At 72.5% G+C, this 14,010-nt stretch carries 14 protein-coding genes; all 14 read left to right on the forward strand.

Annotated elements, in window-relative coordinates; genetic code table 11:
- Positions 1-244: 244 nt before the first annotated feature.
- Positions 245-1,720, forward strand: coding sequence for a UDP-N-acetylmuramoyl-L-alanyl-D-glutamate--2,6-diaminopimelate ligase (locus tag JHD21_RS11185; protein ID WP_365695905.1), 1,476 nt, complete (start codon positions 245-247; stop codon positions 1,718-1,720).
- 34 nt (positions 1,721-1,754) lie between these two features.
- Complete coding sequence (gene mraY, locus JHD21_RS11190; RefSeq protein WP_292674877.1) at positions 1,755-2,864, forward strand: phospho-N-acetylmuramoyl-pentapeptide-transferase; 1,110 nt, start codon at positions 1,755-1,757, stop codon at positions 2,862-2,864.
- Positions 2,861-4,390, forward strand: coding sequence for a UDP-N-acetylmuramoyl-L-alanine--D-glutamate ligase (murD, locus tag JHD21_RS11195; protein ID WP_292674880.1), 1,530 nt, complete (start codon positions 2,861-2,863; stop codon positions 4,388-4,390). Before mraY ends, murD begins: the two co-directional genes overlap by 4 nt.
- A 23-nt stretch (positions 4,391-4,413) precedes the next feature.
- Positions 4,414-5,685, forward strand: a complete 1,272-nt coding sequence (ftsW, locus tag JHD21_RS11200) for a putative lipid II flippase FtsW (RefSeq protein WP_292674883.1) — start codon at positions 4,414-4,416, stop codon at positions 5,683-5,685.
- Between the two features lie 31 nt (positions 5,686-5,716).
- Entirely contained in the window at positions 5,717-6,787 is a 1,071-nt protein-coding gene (gene murG, locus JHD21_RS11205; RefSeq protein ID WP_365695897.1) for an undecaprenyldiphospho-muramoylpentapeptide beta-N-acetylglucosaminyltransferase, read from the forward strand.
- Positions 6,784-8,151 carry a UDP-N-acetylmuramate--L-alanine ligase gene (gene murC, locus JHD21_RS11210; RefSeq protein WP_292674889.1) on the forward strand — a complete coding sequence of 456 codons (1,368 nt, stop codon included), beginning with the start codon at positions 6,784-6,786 and terminating at the stop codon, positions 8,149-8,151. The genes murG and murC overlap by 4 nt, the downstream gene beginning before the upstream one ends.
- On the forward strand, positions 8,144-8,884 hold the full coding sequence (locus tag JHD21_RS11215) for an FtsQ-type POTRA domain-containing protein (protein WP_292674892.1): 741 nt from the start codon (positions 8,144-8,146) through the stop codon (positions 8,882-8,884). Before murC ends, JHD21_RS11215 begins: the two co-directional genes overlap by 8 nt.
- Positions 8,885-9,101: 217 nt before the next feature.
- Positions 9,102-10,307: a cell division protein FtsZ gene (gene ftsZ, locus JHD21_RS11220; RefSeq protein WP_292674896.1), complete on the forward strand. Its 1,206-nt coding sequence runs from the start codon at positions 9,102-9,104 to the stop codon at positions 10,305-10,307.
- A 49-nt stretch (positions 10,308-10,356) separates the two neighbouring features.
- Positions 10,357-11,082, forward strand: coding sequence for a peptidoglycan editing factor PgeF (gene pgeF, locus JHD21_RS11225; RefSeq protein ID WP_292674898.1), 726 nt, complete (start codon positions 10,357-10,359; stop codon positions 11,080-11,082).
- Complete coding sequence (locus JHD21_RS11230) at positions 11,079-11,768, forward strand: YggS family pyridoxal phosphate-dependent enzyme (RefSeq protein WP_292674901.1); 690 nt, start codon at positions 11,079-11,081, stop codon at positions 11,766-11,768. The genes pgeF and JHD21_RS11230 overlap by 4 nt, the downstream gene beginning before the upstream one ends.
- 44 nt (positions 11,769-11,812) lie before the next feature.
- Positions 11,813-12,334, forward strand: coding sequence for a cell division protein SepF (gene sepF, locus JHD21_RS11235; RefSeq protein WP_292674904.1), 522 nt, complete (start codon positions 11,813-11,815; stop codon positions 12,332-12,334).
- Positions 12,335-12,407: 73 nt separating this feature from the next.
- Positions 12,408-12,698 carry a YggT family protein gene (locus tag JHD21_RS11240; protein ID WP_292674907.1) on the forward strand — a complete coding sequence of 97 codons (291 nt, stop codon included), beginning with the start codon at positions 12,408-12,410 and terminating at the stop codon, positions 12,696-12,698.
- Positions 12,699-12,846: 148 nt separating this feature from the next.
- Positions 12,847-13,587, forward strand: a complete 741-nt coding sequence (locus JHD21_RS11245) for a DivIVA domain-containing protein (protein WP_292674910.1) — start codon at positions 12,847-12,849, stop codon at positions 13,585-13,587.
- A gap of 230 nt (positions 13,588-13,817) precedes the next feature.
- Positions 13,818-14,010 (forward strand): hypothetical protein (locus JHD21_RS11250; protein WP_292674913.1); only part of this gene is annotated, 193 nt, incomplete at its 3' end.

Consider the following 14,010-nt stretch of genomic DNA (forward strand, 5'->3'; position numbering starts at 1 on the left):
GAAGCGCGCCGCGAAGCGGTGCGAAGCATCCTTGACGGCGAGCGTCGGTCGGGTACGCGCGCGGCCGCCACCGCCAGCCCGAGGATCGGCCACGCACTCAGGGGCCCTGGAGCCCTGGAGCCCAAGAGCCCAAGAGCCCAGTCCGAAGGACCTGGCCCGATAGCCTGCTCCGGTGACCGGCGAGGGGGAGGACGGCGGGCTGTCGGCGCGCCCGTTGCGACCTCCGCTGACGCCGCTGAGCCGGATCGTCGGCTGGCTCGCGGCGCACGACGCGACGACGCACGCCGATGGCGACCCCACGACGCTGGTGACCGGCCTGACGCTGAGCTCCAAGCGGGTGTGGCCCGGTGACCTCTACGTGGCCATGCCGGGCGCCTTCGCCCACGGCGTGGACTTCGCCAGGGAGGCGCTGACCGCCGGGGCCGTCGCCGTGCTGACCGACCCCGTGGGCGCGGCGCAGCTGCCCTCCGGCGTGCCCGTGGCCGTGGTCGAGCAGCCGCGCCGGCTGCTGGGCGGCCTCGCCGCCCGCATCTACGGAGAGCCGGCCCGGTCGATGCGGATGATCGGCGTGACCGGGACCCAGGGCAAGACCACGACGACGCGACTGGCCGAGAGCGGCATGCAGGGCGCAGGGATCGCGGCGGCGTCGGTCGGGACGGTCGGCACCCGGATCGCGGGCCGGGAGGTGAAGACGGCGCTCACGACCCCGGAGGCGCCGGACCTGCACGGTCTCTTCGCCGTGATGAAGGAGCAGCGGGTCGTCGCCTGCGCGATGGAGGTGTCGAGCCACGCGCTCACGCTCGGCCGGGTCGACGGGGTCGTGTTCGACGTCGCGGTGTTCCTCAACCTGGGGCGCGACCACCTCGACTTCCACGAGACCGTCGAGGACTACTACCTCGCCAAGGCCTCCCTCTTCACGCCCGGACGCGCCCGCCGGGCTCTGGTGAACATCGACGACGAGCACGGGCGACGTCTGGTCCGGGAGACCGAGCTGCCCGTCGAGACCATGTCGACGCAGGGGAGACCCGCGGACTGGTGGGTGTCCGACGTCCGCCTCGGGCCCTCGCGCTCGGAGTTCGTGGTCCACGGCCCGCTGGGTGGGGCAGTGGTGGCGACCGGCTGCCCGTTGCCCGGCGAGTTCAACGTCGCCAACACCCTGGCCGCGCTGGCCGCGTGTGCCGACGCCGGGCTCGACGTCGAGGCGATCGCGGCGGGTGTCGCCGCGTCCGGGGGAGTGCCGGGCCGGTTCGAGCGCGTCGACGAGGGCCAGGACTTCACCGTCGTCGTCGACTACGCCCACAAGCCGGACGCCGTGGACGCCTCGCTCCGCACGCTCCGTTCGCTCACCGACGGCGAGCTGATCATCGTGCTCGGCGCCGGCGGTGACCGGGACCCTGGCAAGCGCCAGCCCATGGGGGCCATCGCCGCCGGTCTCGCGGACCTCCTGATCGTGACCGACGACAACCCACGCAGCGAGGACCCGGCCCAGATCCGCCGGGCCCTGCTCGCGGGGGCCAAGACCGCACGCGGCAAGCGGGTCCTCGAGATCGGGGACCGCGGCGAGGCGATCGCCGAGGCGATCCGGCTGGCCGGGCCCGGCGACATCGTGGTCATCAGCGGCAAGGGTCACGAGACCGGCCAGGAGGTCCAGGGCGTCGTGCACCCGTTCGACGACCGCGAGGTGGCCCGCGCGGCCCTGCGTTCGTCCGGCGGGGCATGACCACCGGCCGCACGGCGTACGGGATCATGACCGCATGAGAGCAGTGCTGCTGGGCGGTGGCATCGCGCTGCTCATCTCCCTGTTGGGGACCCGGGTCGCGATCCGGCAGTTCACCCGCCTCGGCTACGGCCAGGAGATCCGCGACGACGGTCCGATGACCCACCACACCAAGCGGGGCACGCCGACGATGGGTGGCCTCGTCATCATCCTGGCCAGCGTCGTCGGCTACGTGGCGGCCAAGGCCATCACCTGGAACGCACCCTCCGCCTCGGCGCTGCTCCTGCTGTTCCTCTTCGTCGGCCTGGGTCTCGTGGGCTTCCTCGACGACTTCATCAAGGTCGCCAAGCGACGCAGCCTCGGGCTGCGCAGCAAGGCCAAGCTCGTCGGTCAGGCCGTCGTGGGGCTCACCTTCGCGGTCCTCGCCCTCGCGCCCTGGCTGGAGGACGACCGGGGCCGGTCTCCGGCCTCGACCAAGGTGTCGTTCCTCCGTGAGATCGAGTGGCTCGGGCTGCCGATGGTCCTGGCGATCCTGCTGATCCTCGTGATCGTGACCGGGACCAGCAACGCGGTGAACCTCACCGACGGGCTGGACGGCCTGGCCACCGGCGCCTGCGTGATGGTGTTCGGTGCCTACACGCTGGTCAACATCTGGCAGAACAACCAGTTCTGCCAGGAGAACCCCGGACCGCTCTGCTACAACGTCCGCGACCCGCTGGACCTGGCCGTGATCGCGGCCGCCATCACCGGCGCCTGCTTCGGCTTCCTGTGGTGGAACGCCTCCCCGGCGGCGATCTTCATGGGGGACACCGGGTCCCTCGCCCTCGGGGGAGCCATGGCGGGCTTCGCCATCCTGACCCGGACCGAGCTGCTGCTGCTCGTCCTCGGGGGGCTCTTCGTCCTGATCACCCTCTCGGTGATGCTGCAGGTCTCGGTCTTCAAGGCGAGCCGGTCCAGCGCGCTGTTCCGCACGGTGTTCCGGGTCGGTCCCGGCTACCGGCTCTTCCGGATGGCCCCGCTGCAGCACCACTTCGAGATGCTCGGCTGGGAGCAGGTCACCGTCGTGATCCGGTTCTGGATCATCACCGGCCTCTTCGTCGCCACGGGTCTCGGGATCTTCTACGCCGAGTGGGTCGCGCGCCTGTGAACCCCACCCACCTCGGCCGGCACGACTCCTGGGACGGCGTCCGCGCGGTCGTCGCCGGCTTCGGCGTCTCCGGGTTCGCGGCCGCGGACAACCTCACGCACCTCGGGGCCGCCGTGACGGCCCTCGACGAGTCCGCCGAGGGCCACCAGAAGACCGAGAAGGCCGAGCTGCTCGAGGTGCTCGGGGCGACGGTCCGGCTCGGGGCGGGCGCGACCGGGACGCTCCCGGACGACGTCGACCTCGTGGTCACCTCGCCGGGCTGGCGGCCGAGCGCCCCGTTGCTCGCCCAGGCCCGGGCCCGTGGCATCCCCGTCTGGGGTGAGGTCGAGCTCGCCTGGCGCCTGCGTGACCCCGAGCACCGCACGCCCTGGCTGGTCGTGACGGGCACCAACGGCAAGACCACCACCACCCAGATGCTCGACGCCATCCTGCGGGCCGCCGGCCTGCGCAGCCAGGCGGTCGGCAACGTGGGTCTCCCCATCGTCGAGGCGGTGATGGACCCGGTGCCCTACGACGTCCTGGCCGTCGAGCTCTCCTCCTTCCAGCTGCACTACACCGAGTCCATGAGCGCCGAGGCGGCCGTCGTGCTCAACATCGCCGAGGACCACCTGGACTGGTACTCCCCAGCCGGACCCGGTGGCATGGAGGAGTACGTCGCGGACAAGGCCCGGGTCTACGAGCACGTCCAGCGCGCCTGCGTCTACAACGTCGAGGACCCGTTGACCGAGCAGCTGGTCCGCGAGGCCGACGTGGTCGAGGGCGCCCGGGCCATCGGCTTCACGCTCGGCGTACCCCGGGTCGGCATGCTCGGCGTGGTCGAGGACATCCTGGCCGACCGTGCGTTCGTCGAGCAGCGGGCCTCCAGTGCCGCCGAGCTCTGCAACCTGACCGACCTCTCCGGACCCGACGGGCGGCCACCGGCCCACCACACGGTCCAGAACGCCCTGGCCGCGGCGGCGCTGGCCCGGGCGCACGGGGTCAGCCAGGCCGCGGTCCGCGACGGGCTGCGCGCGTTCCGCCCGGCCGGGCACCGGATCGCCCTGGTCTCCGAGCACCACGGCGTGGCCTGGGTCGACGACTCCAAGGCCACCAACCCGCACGCGGCCCGATCCTCGCTCCTGGCCTATGAGCAGGTGGTCTGGGTCGCCGGTGGGCTGGCGAAGGGGGCGTCCTTCGACGACCTGGTCCTCGCGGTCCGGGACCGCCTGCGGGGTGTGGTCCTGCTCGGCAGGGACCGGGGGCTGATCGCCGAGGCGCTGGCGCGACACGCGCCCGATGTCCGTGTCATCGACGCGGGGGGCGGCGAGACTGCTGGGACGAATGGTGAAGATGGCAATCAGGGTGACAAAAGGGACCAAGAGCTCAGCGCGATGCGGCGCGTCGTGAGCGCCGCGGCCGACCTGGCCCAGCACGGCGACACGGTGCTCCTGGCTCCCGGATGTGCCTCGATGGACATGTTCACCGACTACGCCGCCCGCGGGGACGCGTTCGCCGCGGCGGTGCTCGAGCAGACCGGGACCCGCTAGGGACCTCCAGGAAGGAGCGGCGGATGACGCTGGTCGTTCCGCCGCCCCCCACGGTCGGGGCCGGCGTCCGGCCCCGTGCCGCGCGGCACGGCCGCGCCTGGCTCGGCGCCCTGCGCGAGGCTCTCGACCGGCCGCTCACGGCCTACTACCTGCTGCTGGGCGCCTCCGCGCTGCTGCTCACCATCGGCCTGATCATGGTGCTCAGCGCGTCCAGCGTGTACTCCTACCGGGCACACGACGGCGACAGCTACGCCGTCGTGCGCCGGCAGCTGGTGTGGGTGCTGGTCGGCCTGCCCTGCGCGTACGCCGCCAGCCGGCTGTCGATGCGCTGGATCCGGCGGCTGGCCTACCCGGCGTACCTGATCTCGCTCGCCCTGCTGGTGCTGACCGCCTTCATCGGCGTGACCATCAACGGGAACCAGAACTGGCTGGCCATCGGTCCGGCCCAGATCCAGCCCTCGGAGCTCGCCAAGCTGGGACTCGTCATCTGGGCGGCGCACGTCTACGCCAACAAGGACCGCCGGCTCGACAGCCTCCACGCGGTGATGGTGCCGGTCGTGCCGGGGCTGCTCATCGCGATCGGGCTCGTCGTCGTCGGCCAGGACCTCGGCACCGCACTGGTTCTCGTGGCGATCCTGCTCGGGATGCTGTGGGTGGTCGGCGCGCCGATGCGGCTGTTCGTCCTCTGCTTCTCGATCCTCGGCGTGGCCGCCATGGTCATGGCCAGCGTCAGCCCCGAGCGGCTGACCCGGATCACGACGTTCGTCGACCCGTTCAAGGACTACCACGGCGCGGGCTGGCAGCCCGTCCACGGTCTCTACGCCATGTCGTCGGGTGGGGTCCTCGGGCAGGGCATCGGGGCCAGCCAGCAGAAGTGGGGCGACCTGCCCGAGGCGCACACGGACTTCATCTTCGCCGTCCTCGGGGAGGAGCTCGGCCTGGCCGGCACGCTGCTCGTCGTCGGCCTCTTCCTGACGATCGCGTTCGCCGCGGTCCGGGTCGCGCGGCGCACGGCGGACCCGTTCGTCCGCTACGCGACGTTCGGCGTCATCGTGTGGCTGGTCGGCCAGATGATCATCAACGTCGGCATGGTGCTGGCCCTGCTCCCGGTGATCGGGATCGGCCTGCCCCTCGTGTCGTACGGCGGCTCGGCACTGCTCCCGTCCCTGGTCGCGCTCGGCCTGCTGGTCGGGTTCGCCCGGCGCGAGCCCGAGGCGGCCCGGGCCCTGGCCCAGCGCAAGCAGCAGAGATCGGCCGGCCTGTCCGCGGGGCGCTTCCCGGGTCGCCGGTCCTGACCTGCGGTTTCCCCTCATACAGTCACCCTTGATGCGAATCCTCCTCGCCGGCGGCGGCACCGCGGGCCACACCTCGCCGTTGCTCGCGACGGCGGACGCGCTGCGTCGTCTCGACCCCACCTGCGAGATCACCTGCCTGGGGACGCCCCGGGGACTGGAGAACCGGGTCGTCCCGGAGGCCGGCTACCCGCTCGAGCTGGTCCCGCCGGTCCCGCTGCCCCGCAGCGTCGGGGCCGACCTGGCCAAGGTTCCGGCCAGGCTGCGCGCCGCCGTCCGGGAGACCCGCGCCGTCCTCGACCGGGTGCGTCCGGACGTGGTCGTCGGCTACGGCGGCTACGTGTCGGTGCCCGCCTACCTCGCGGCCCGGCGGGCCCGGCTGCCGATCGTCGTGCACGAGCAGAACGCGCTGCCCGGCCTCGGCAACCGGCTCGGTGCCAGGGTGGCCAGCCGGGTCGCGGTGAGCTTCCCGGACACCCGGCTGCCCAGGGCGGAGTACGTCGGCCTGCCGATCCGGCGGATGATCTCGCAGCTGGACCGTGCGGCGCTGCGTGCCGAGGCCCGGGAGTTCTTCGGGCTGGACCCGGACCGGCCCACGCTGGTCGTGACCGGCGGTTCGCAAGGGGCGCGCCGGATCAACGAGTCCGTCTCCGCGGCGGCCGAGGACCTCGCCGGCGCCGGAGTCCAGGTGCTGCACGTCGTCGGCCCCTTCGGCACCGCGACGCCGCGGCCCGCCGCCGTGCCCTACGTCGTCGAGCCCTACGTCGACCGGATGGACTACGCCCTCGCCGCGGCCGACCTGATGGTCTGCCGGGCCGGTGCGAACAGCGTCACGGAGGCGGCGGCGGTGGGCGTGCCCGCGATCTTCGTGCCGCTGCCGATCGGCAACGGCGAGCAGGAGCTCAACGCCCGTCCGGTCGTCGACGCCGGGGGAGCGCTGCTGGTCGCCGACGGTGACTTCACGGCCGAGTGGGTCTCCGCGCACGTCCCCGCCCTCGCCACCGACCCGGCTCGGCTCGCCGCCATGAGTGCCGCGGCATCGGGCCTGATCCCGCGCGACGCGGACGAGAAGCTCGCGCGGATCGTCCTCGAGGCCGGGTCATGACAGGCCCAGACGCCCCCGAGTGGCTCCCGGCGCGGGTGCACCTCGTGGGGATCGGCGGCGCCGGCCTGTCCGCGATCGCCCGACTGCTGCTGGCGCGCGGTGTGGAGGTGAGCGGAAGCGACGGCGCGGACTCACCCACCCTCCAGGCGCTGCGGGTCCTGGGTGCCACGGTCCACGTCGGTCACGACCCTCGTCACCTCGACCACCTCCGCGGCGGTGACACGGTCGTGGCCTCGACCGCCGTGAAGCCGGACAACCCCGAGCTGCTCGCCGCCGCGGGTCGGGGGCTCACCGTGCTGTCCCGCGGCGCCGCGATGGCCGCGCTGATGGCCGGTCGGCGGGTGGTGGCGGTCGCCGGCACCCACGGCAAGACGACCACGACCTCGCTCCTCACCTCGGCGCTCCAGGAGGCGGGGGCGGACCCGACCTACACGATCGGCGGAGACCTCCAGGCCACCGGTGTCAACGCCGCCGAGGGCTCCGGTGACCTGTTCGTGGCGGAGGCCGACGAGAGCGACGGCGCCTTCCTGCTCTACCACCCGTTCGCGGCGGTCGTCACCAACGTCGAGGCGGACCACCTCGACCACTGGACGACGGCGGGCGCCTACGCGGACGCGTTCGACGAGTTCGCCGACACGGTCGACACCGGGGGCTTCCTGGTCTGCTGCGTCGACGACGCCGGCGCCGCGGCCCTGGCCGATCGGCAGCGGGCCGCCGGCCGACGCGTCATCTCCGTGTCCACGCGGTCCGGCACCGCCGACGTCGGACCCGAGGCCCTGTCCGACGTGACGCTGTGGTCGCCCGGTGACCACTACCTGGCCGACGCCCTGGCGGCGTACGCCGCCGGCGTCGCGCTCGGCTTCGACCCCGCGGCCCTGAAGCGGGGACTGGCGGCCTACTCGGGCACCCGGCGCCGGATGGAGCTCAAGGGTGAGGCCGGCGAGGTCCGGGTCTACGACAGCTACGCCCACCACCCGACGGAGATCGCGGGGGACCTCCGGTCGGCTCGGGCGCTCGCGGGTGCCGGGCGGCTGCTCGTCGCCTACCAGCCCCATCTCGTCTCGCGCACGCGCACGCTCGGGGTGGCGATGGGGGCGGCGCTCGGCGCCGCCGACGACGTGGTGATCTGCGACGTCTACCTCGCCCGTGAGCCCGCCGACCCCGAGGTGACCGGTGCGCTGGTGGCGGACGCGGTGCCACTGCCCGCCGAGCGCGTCGCCTACGTCGCCGACCTCGCCGACGTCGCCGCGGCGCTGGCCGCCCGGGCCGGGCCCGGTGACCTGGTCCTCACCCTGGGGGCCGGGGACATCACCGAGGTCGGCCCGCAGGTGCTGGCGCTGCTAGGGGAGCGTGCCGATGCCTGAGCCGCGGCTCGACCCCGCGACCGCCCGCAGCAGGCGCCGGTTCGCGCGCCGGCAGTGGCGGCGGCGTTGGCTCGCCTGGCGGTTCGTCGTCGTCCTCGTCCTCCTGCTGGCCCTGGTCGGCGCGGGGGGCTACGCGGTCTGGTTCTCGTCCTGGCTGGACGTCGAGAAGGTCGACGTGAGCGGGGCGCAGAACGTGGCGGCCGACGAGGTCCGGACCCGTTCCCAGATCGAGGACGGCACCCCACTGGCCCGGGTCGACCTCGTCCGGGCGGAGGCCCGGGTGCGGTCCCTGGCGATCGTCAAGGAGGTCCGGGTCAGCCGGCAGTGGCCCGACACGGTGCTGATCGAGATCGTGGAGCGGGTGGCGATCGCCGTCGTCGAGATCGGCGGGCGGCTCCGCGGGATGGACGCCGACGGGGTGGTGTTCCGCGACTACAACCGGGCACCACCGGGGCTCCCACGGGTGCAGACCGACATCGGCACCTCCGCCGAGGCGCTGGGGGAGGCGGCCGAGGTCATCTCGGCGCTGCCCGAGTCGCTGGCCCGCATCGTGGACTACGTCCAGGTGGCGACCGTCGACGAGATCTCGCTGTTCCTCAAGGACGGCCGGCAGGTGGTCTGGGGGAGCGCGGAGGACTCGGAGACCAAGGCCAGGGTCGCGATCGACCTGCTGCAGAAGGTCGACGCGCGGGTCTACGACGTCAGTGTCCCCACCCAGGCGACCACCAGCTGACGACCGCCGGCTGCCGGTCGGACGCCGTCGAGCCCATCGACTGTTCGTCCCTCGGCGGCGTGTCGCCACGATCCCGGCACTCGTCGTCCCTACTGTCGTCCACATCGACAGGTTGACATAACTATAACCCTCAGCCTGAGGGTCACAGTTCATCAGTCAACCCACCGGTCAAGGTCATTCATCAGGGAAACACGGAGCACGGAGAGGATCCAGGGCCGTGGGAGCAGCGCAGAACTACCTCGCGATCATCAAGGTCGTCGGCATCGGCGGCGGCGGCGTCAACGCGGTCAACCGGATGATCGAGGTCGGCCTCAGGGGCGTCGAGTTCATCGCCATCAACACCGATGCGCAGGCGCTGCTGATGAGCGACGCCGACGTCAAGCTCGACATCGGGCGCGAGCTCACCCGTGGCCTCGGTGCCGGCGCCAACCCCGAGGTCGGGTCGCGGGCCGCCGAGGACCACGCCGACGAGATCGAAGAGGTCATCAAGGGCGCCGACATGGTGTTCGTGACCGCCGGCGAGGGTGGCGGGACCGGCACCGGTGGCGCCCCAGTGGTCGCCCGGATCGCCCGCTCGCTCGGCGCGCTGACCATCGGCGTGGTCACCAGGCCGTTCGCGTTCGAGGGACGCCGCCGTGCGAACTCCGCGGAGGAGGGCATCGCCCAGCTCCGCGAGGAGGTCGACACCCTGATCGTCATCCCCAACGACCGACTGCTCTCGATCAGCGACCGCAACGTCTCCGTCCTCGACGCCTTCAAGCAGGCCGACCAGGTCCTGCTCCAGGGCGTCTCCGGCATCACCGACCTGATCACCACACCCGGGCTGATCAACCTCGACTTCGCCGACGTCAAGTCGGTGATGGCCGATGCCGGGTCCGCGCTGATGGGCATCGGCTCGGCACGTGGTGAGGACCGGTCCGTCGCTGCCGCCGAGATGGCTGTCTCCAGCCCGCTGCTCGAGGCGAGCATCGACGGCGCCCACGGGGTCCTGCTCTCGATCGCCGGGGGCTCCGACCTCGGACTCTTCGAGATCAACGAGGCGGCCGCGCTGGTGGCCGAGGCGGTCCACCCCGAGGCCAACATCATCTTCGGGGCGACCATCGACGACGCCCTGGGCGACGAGGTCCGGGTCACCGTCATCGCGGCCGGCTTCGACGGCGGCATGCCCAAGCGCGCGAAGGGCGAGTCCGGCCTCCGGCGCAACCAGCCCGCGCAGGCGCAGCCGCAGTCGCAGCAGGAGACCCTCAACGCGGCCCGCGCGCTCGGCGAGGCGAAGCGGTCCGAGGGCGCCAAGGAGCCGGTCGCCGCGGCGGCGACGGCGTCGCCGGCGCCGCGGCCCAGCGCCACTCCCGACAGCGCCACGGCGCCGCGTCCGTACGCCTTCGACGACGACGACCTGGACATCCCGGACTTCCTCAAGTAGCGCGCCCTCACCCAGCGCGACCGAGACCACGCGGAGAGGATGGGGGGCGATGTACGCCTTCCGCACCCGCCACGGCCCCGCCGACCTGTGCTTCACCGACCGGTTCGGCGGGGTCAGCGCGCCGCCGTACGACGAGCTCAACCTCGCGGTGGCGGGTGAGGACGACCAGGTCGCGGGCCGCCGCAATACCCGGCTCCTGCTCGACGACTTCGCGCCCGGCGCCGAGCTCTGCGACCTCCAGCAGGTGCACGGGGCGGACGTGGCCGTGGTGGAGGCGGACGGACCGGTGGCCCGGCCCGTGGCGGACGCGGCCGTGACCCGCCAGGCCGACGTGGTGCTGATGGTCCGCGTCGCCGACTGCGTCCCGGTCCTCTTCGTGGCCCCCGAGACCGGCGCGGTGGCCGCGGCCCACTGCGGCCGCCCGGGGCTGCTCGCCGGGGTGGTCCCGCGGACCATCGACACGCTGCGCGCCTGGGGCGACGCCAGCATCACCGCCTGGGTCGGTCCGCACGTGTGCGGCGCCTGCTACGAGGTGCCGGCCGCGATGCAGGACGAGGTCGCCACCGCCGTCCCGGCCGCAAGGGCGACCACGTCGTGGGGGACCCCGTCGCTGGACATCGGTGCCGGGGTTCGCGCCCAGCTGGAGGAGGGCGGTGTCACCGTGGTCGACGTGTCCCGATGCACCCGTGAGTCCGGTGACCTCTACTCCTACCGCCGGGACCGGGACCGGGCCGGCCGTCTCGCCGGGCTGGTCCGGCTGCGAGGGCCGGCATGAGCGACCGGCTCGACCAGCTCAGGAGCGGTCTGAGCACGGTCGAGGAGCGGATCGCCACGGCCTGTGCCGACGCGGGCCGCGAGCGGGCCGAGGTCAGCCTGATCGTGGTGACCAAGACCTGGCCGGCCTCGGACGTGCGGCTGCTGGCCGACCTCGGCGTCACCGACGTCGCGGAGAACAAGCAGCAGGAGCTCACCGCCAAGCACGAGGAGCTCGCGGGGCTGCCGCTGACGTGGCACTTCGTGGGCCAGCTGCAGAGCAACAAGGCGGGTGCCGTCGCCGCCGTGGCCGACGTCGTGCACTCGGTCGACCGGGTCAAGCTCCTCGGGCCGATGGACCGTCGTGGGCGCCCGATCGACGTGCTCCTGCAAGTGAGCCTGGACCCGCCTGGTGGCCAGCACCGAGCGGGGGCGGCCCTCGGAGAGCTGCCCGCGCTGGCCGCCGCCGTGCTCGCCACCGACCACCTCACCCTGCGCGGCCTGATGGCCGTCGCGCCACTCGGTGAGGACCCGGCCGCGGCGTTCGCGCGGCTGGCCGAGATCCGGGCCGGCTTCCTGGAGACATGCCCCTCGGCGACATGGCTCTCCGCCGGCATGAGCGGTGACCTGGAGCACGCCGTCCGGGCGGGCGCGACACACGTGCGTGTCGGCTCGGCGGTCCTCGGATCGAGGCCTCCGGTCCAGTAGCGTGCAGAACCAGGAGCTCCATCACGCCCGGAAGGCAGGCAGTCATGAGCGCGATGCGCAAGATCGGTGAGTACCTCGGCCTGCTCGAGGACACCGGGCGCTACGACGACGACTACGACGAGCGCTACGACGACGCCTACGGCTCCGCCCACCGACCGGTCGACGACCGCACCGAGGAGCACGCCGTGGCGGTCCCCGCCGGCCGGTCCCGGCTGCGCGAGGCGCGCGGGACGGTGTCGGACATCAGCGAACGCCGCCGCCCGGTCGCCAGCCACGACATCGAGCTGTCTCGGATCACAACCCTGCACCCACGCACCTACAACGAGGCGCGCACCGTGGGGGAGAACTTCCGCGAGGGCACCCCGGTGATCATGAACCTCTCGGAGATGGACGACGCCGACGCGAAGCGTCTCGTCGACTTCGCGGCCGGCCTGGTGTTCGCCACCCGCGGCACCATCGAGCGGATCACCAGCAAGGTCTTCCTGCTCTCCCCGCCCAACGTGACGGTCGCGGCCGAGGACAAGGCCCGGCTCGTCGAGACCGGCGGCTTCTTCAACCAGAGCTGACCGGTTCCCATCGACACACCCACGCCGGGGGGTCCGCTGACGCGGCCTTGCCCCGGCCGGGCATGATCTCCTCGTGAACGCCGTCTGGGTCGTGCTCTACGCGCTCGTCTGGGTGTTCTTCGGGTTCCTCTGGGTGCGGTTCGTCGTCGACTGGGTGCAGGTGTTCGCCCGCTCGTGGGTCCCGACCGGTCCGCTCCTGGTCGGCCTGGAAGCGGTCTACTCGACGACCGACCCGCCCATCAAGGCGCTGCGCCGGGTGATCCCTCCGCTGCGGATCGGCCAGGTGGCGCTGGACCTCTCCTTCATCATCGTGATGATCGTGACGTGGATCCTGCTCCAGTTCCTTCGCCCGCTGGCCACCTGAGGCACACCCGAGGGTCCGAGTCGGTCAGCCCTGTCACACCAGCCCCACCAAGGCGCTACAGTTCAACGGACCGCTGCCGTCGTCGGACGACGCTCGGTGCGATGCAAGGATGTTGTCTCGTGTGCACACAACGATGGGTGGAACGACCATGCCGCTGACGCCTGAGGACGTGAGTAACAAGCGCTTCACGCCTGTTCGGCTCCGTGAGGGCTACGACATGGGTGAGGTCGACCAGTTCCTCGACGAGGTCGAGGCCGAGCTGGCCCGGCTGACCAAGGAGAACGACGACCTCCGCGCCAAGCTGTCGGCCGCCCAGACCTCCGGTGGTGCCGCGGCGTACGAGCCGGCGCCCACCCAGCAGACGCCGGTCGTGCACGCGCCTGAGCCCGAGCCCGAGCCGGAGCCGGTCGCGGCCCCCGCCGCTCCCGAGGTCGTCCGCGTCGAGACGGTGCCCGAGGCGTCCAACGCCGCGGCCCGCCTGCTCGAGATCGCGACCCGCAACGCCGACGAGCTCGTCGACCAGGCGAAGGACGAGGCCGACAAGATCATCGGCGAGGCCCGCACCAAGGCGGAGCGGCTCGACGCCGAGTCCAAGATGAAGGCCGACCGGCTGGAGTCCGACGCCCGCACCCGCGCCCAGATGCTCGACTCCGAGACCGCCGAGCGCCGCCAGCAGATGTTCGGCGAGCTCGAGCGCGAGCGCGACAAGCTCAACAGCGAGGTCGAGAACCTCCGCGCCTTCGAGCGCGAGTACCGCTCCCGCCTCAAGAGCTACTTCACCCAGCAGCTCGAGGCGCTCTCCGGCCCCGGCGAGTCGCCGGTCGCCGGCGACGACCACCAGCCCGCTCCCAAGCGGCTGCGCTCGATCCTGGGCGACGAGGAGAGCTGAGTCGGGCGTAGCCCGGCCAGCGTCGCTCTCGACGCGAAAAGCCCCTGCCTGCGTGCGCCGAGTCGGCGCTTCTGCAGGTGGGGGCTTCGCCGTGCTGCAGGAGCGCCGACTCGGCGATACCGACGCGTCGCGTCGGTGAGCCTGTTTGAGCGATCCAACTCCACGGGCTACGGTTCCGGCCAGCACCGCTGCCACCCGCCGCGGTCGATCGGCCACAGGAAGGCCGTGCCATGGCACGAAGCACCACGAAGTCCGTCGCCTCGAAGGCGGCCTCTGCTGCTCGCAAGGTGATCGGACGAGGCCCCGCCAAGTCCGCGGCCGCAGCACCCGCGAAGAAGGCTGCGCCCGCCAAGAAGGCTGCGCCGGTGAAGAAGGCTGCGCCGGTGAAGAAGGCTGCGCCGGTGAAGAAGGCTGCGCCGGTGA

The organism is Nocardioides sp. (assembly GCF_016462705.1).
Taxonomy (GTDB): Bacteria; Actinomycetota; Actinomycetes; order Propionibacteriales; family Nocardioidaceae; genus Nocardioides.

Bases quoted from the DNA above. Each gene is read 5' to 3' on its own strand.
- mraY (WP_292674877.1), top strand. From the start codon at position 1,755: ATGAGAGCAGTGCTGCTGGGCGGTGGCATCGCGCTGCTCATCTCCCTG.
- ftsW (WP_292674883.1), top strand. From the start codon at position 4,414: ATGACGCTGGTCGTTCCGCCGCCCCCCACGGTCGGGGCCGGCGTCCGG.
- murG (WP_365695897.1), top strand. From the start codon at position 5,717: ATGCGAATCCTCCTCGCCGGCGGCGGCACCGCGGGCCACACCTCGCCG.
- murC (WP_292674889.1), top strand. From the start codon at position 6,784: ATGACAGGCCCAGACGCCCCCGAGTGGCTCCCGGCGCGGGTGCACCTC.
- JHD21_RS11215 (WP_292674892.1), top strand. From the start codon at position 8,144: ATGCCTGAGCCGCGGCTCGACCCCGCGACCGCCCGCAGCAGGCGCCGG.
- pgeF (WP_292674898.1), top strand. From the start codon at position 10,357: ATGTACGCCTTCCGCACCCGCCACGGCCCCGCCGACCTGTGCTTCACC.
- JHD21_RS11230 (WP_292674901.1), top strand. From the start codon at position 11,079: ATGAGCGACCGGCTCGACCAGCTCAGGAGCGGTCTGAGCACGGTCGAG.
- sepF (WP_292674904.1), top strand. From the start codon at position 11,813: ATGAGCGCGATGCGCAAGATCGGTGAGTACCTCGGCCTGCTCGAGGAC.
- JHD21_RS11245 (WP_292674910.1), top strand. From the start codon at position 12,847: ATGCCGCTGACGCCTGAGGACGTGAGTAACAAGCGCTTCACGCCTGTT.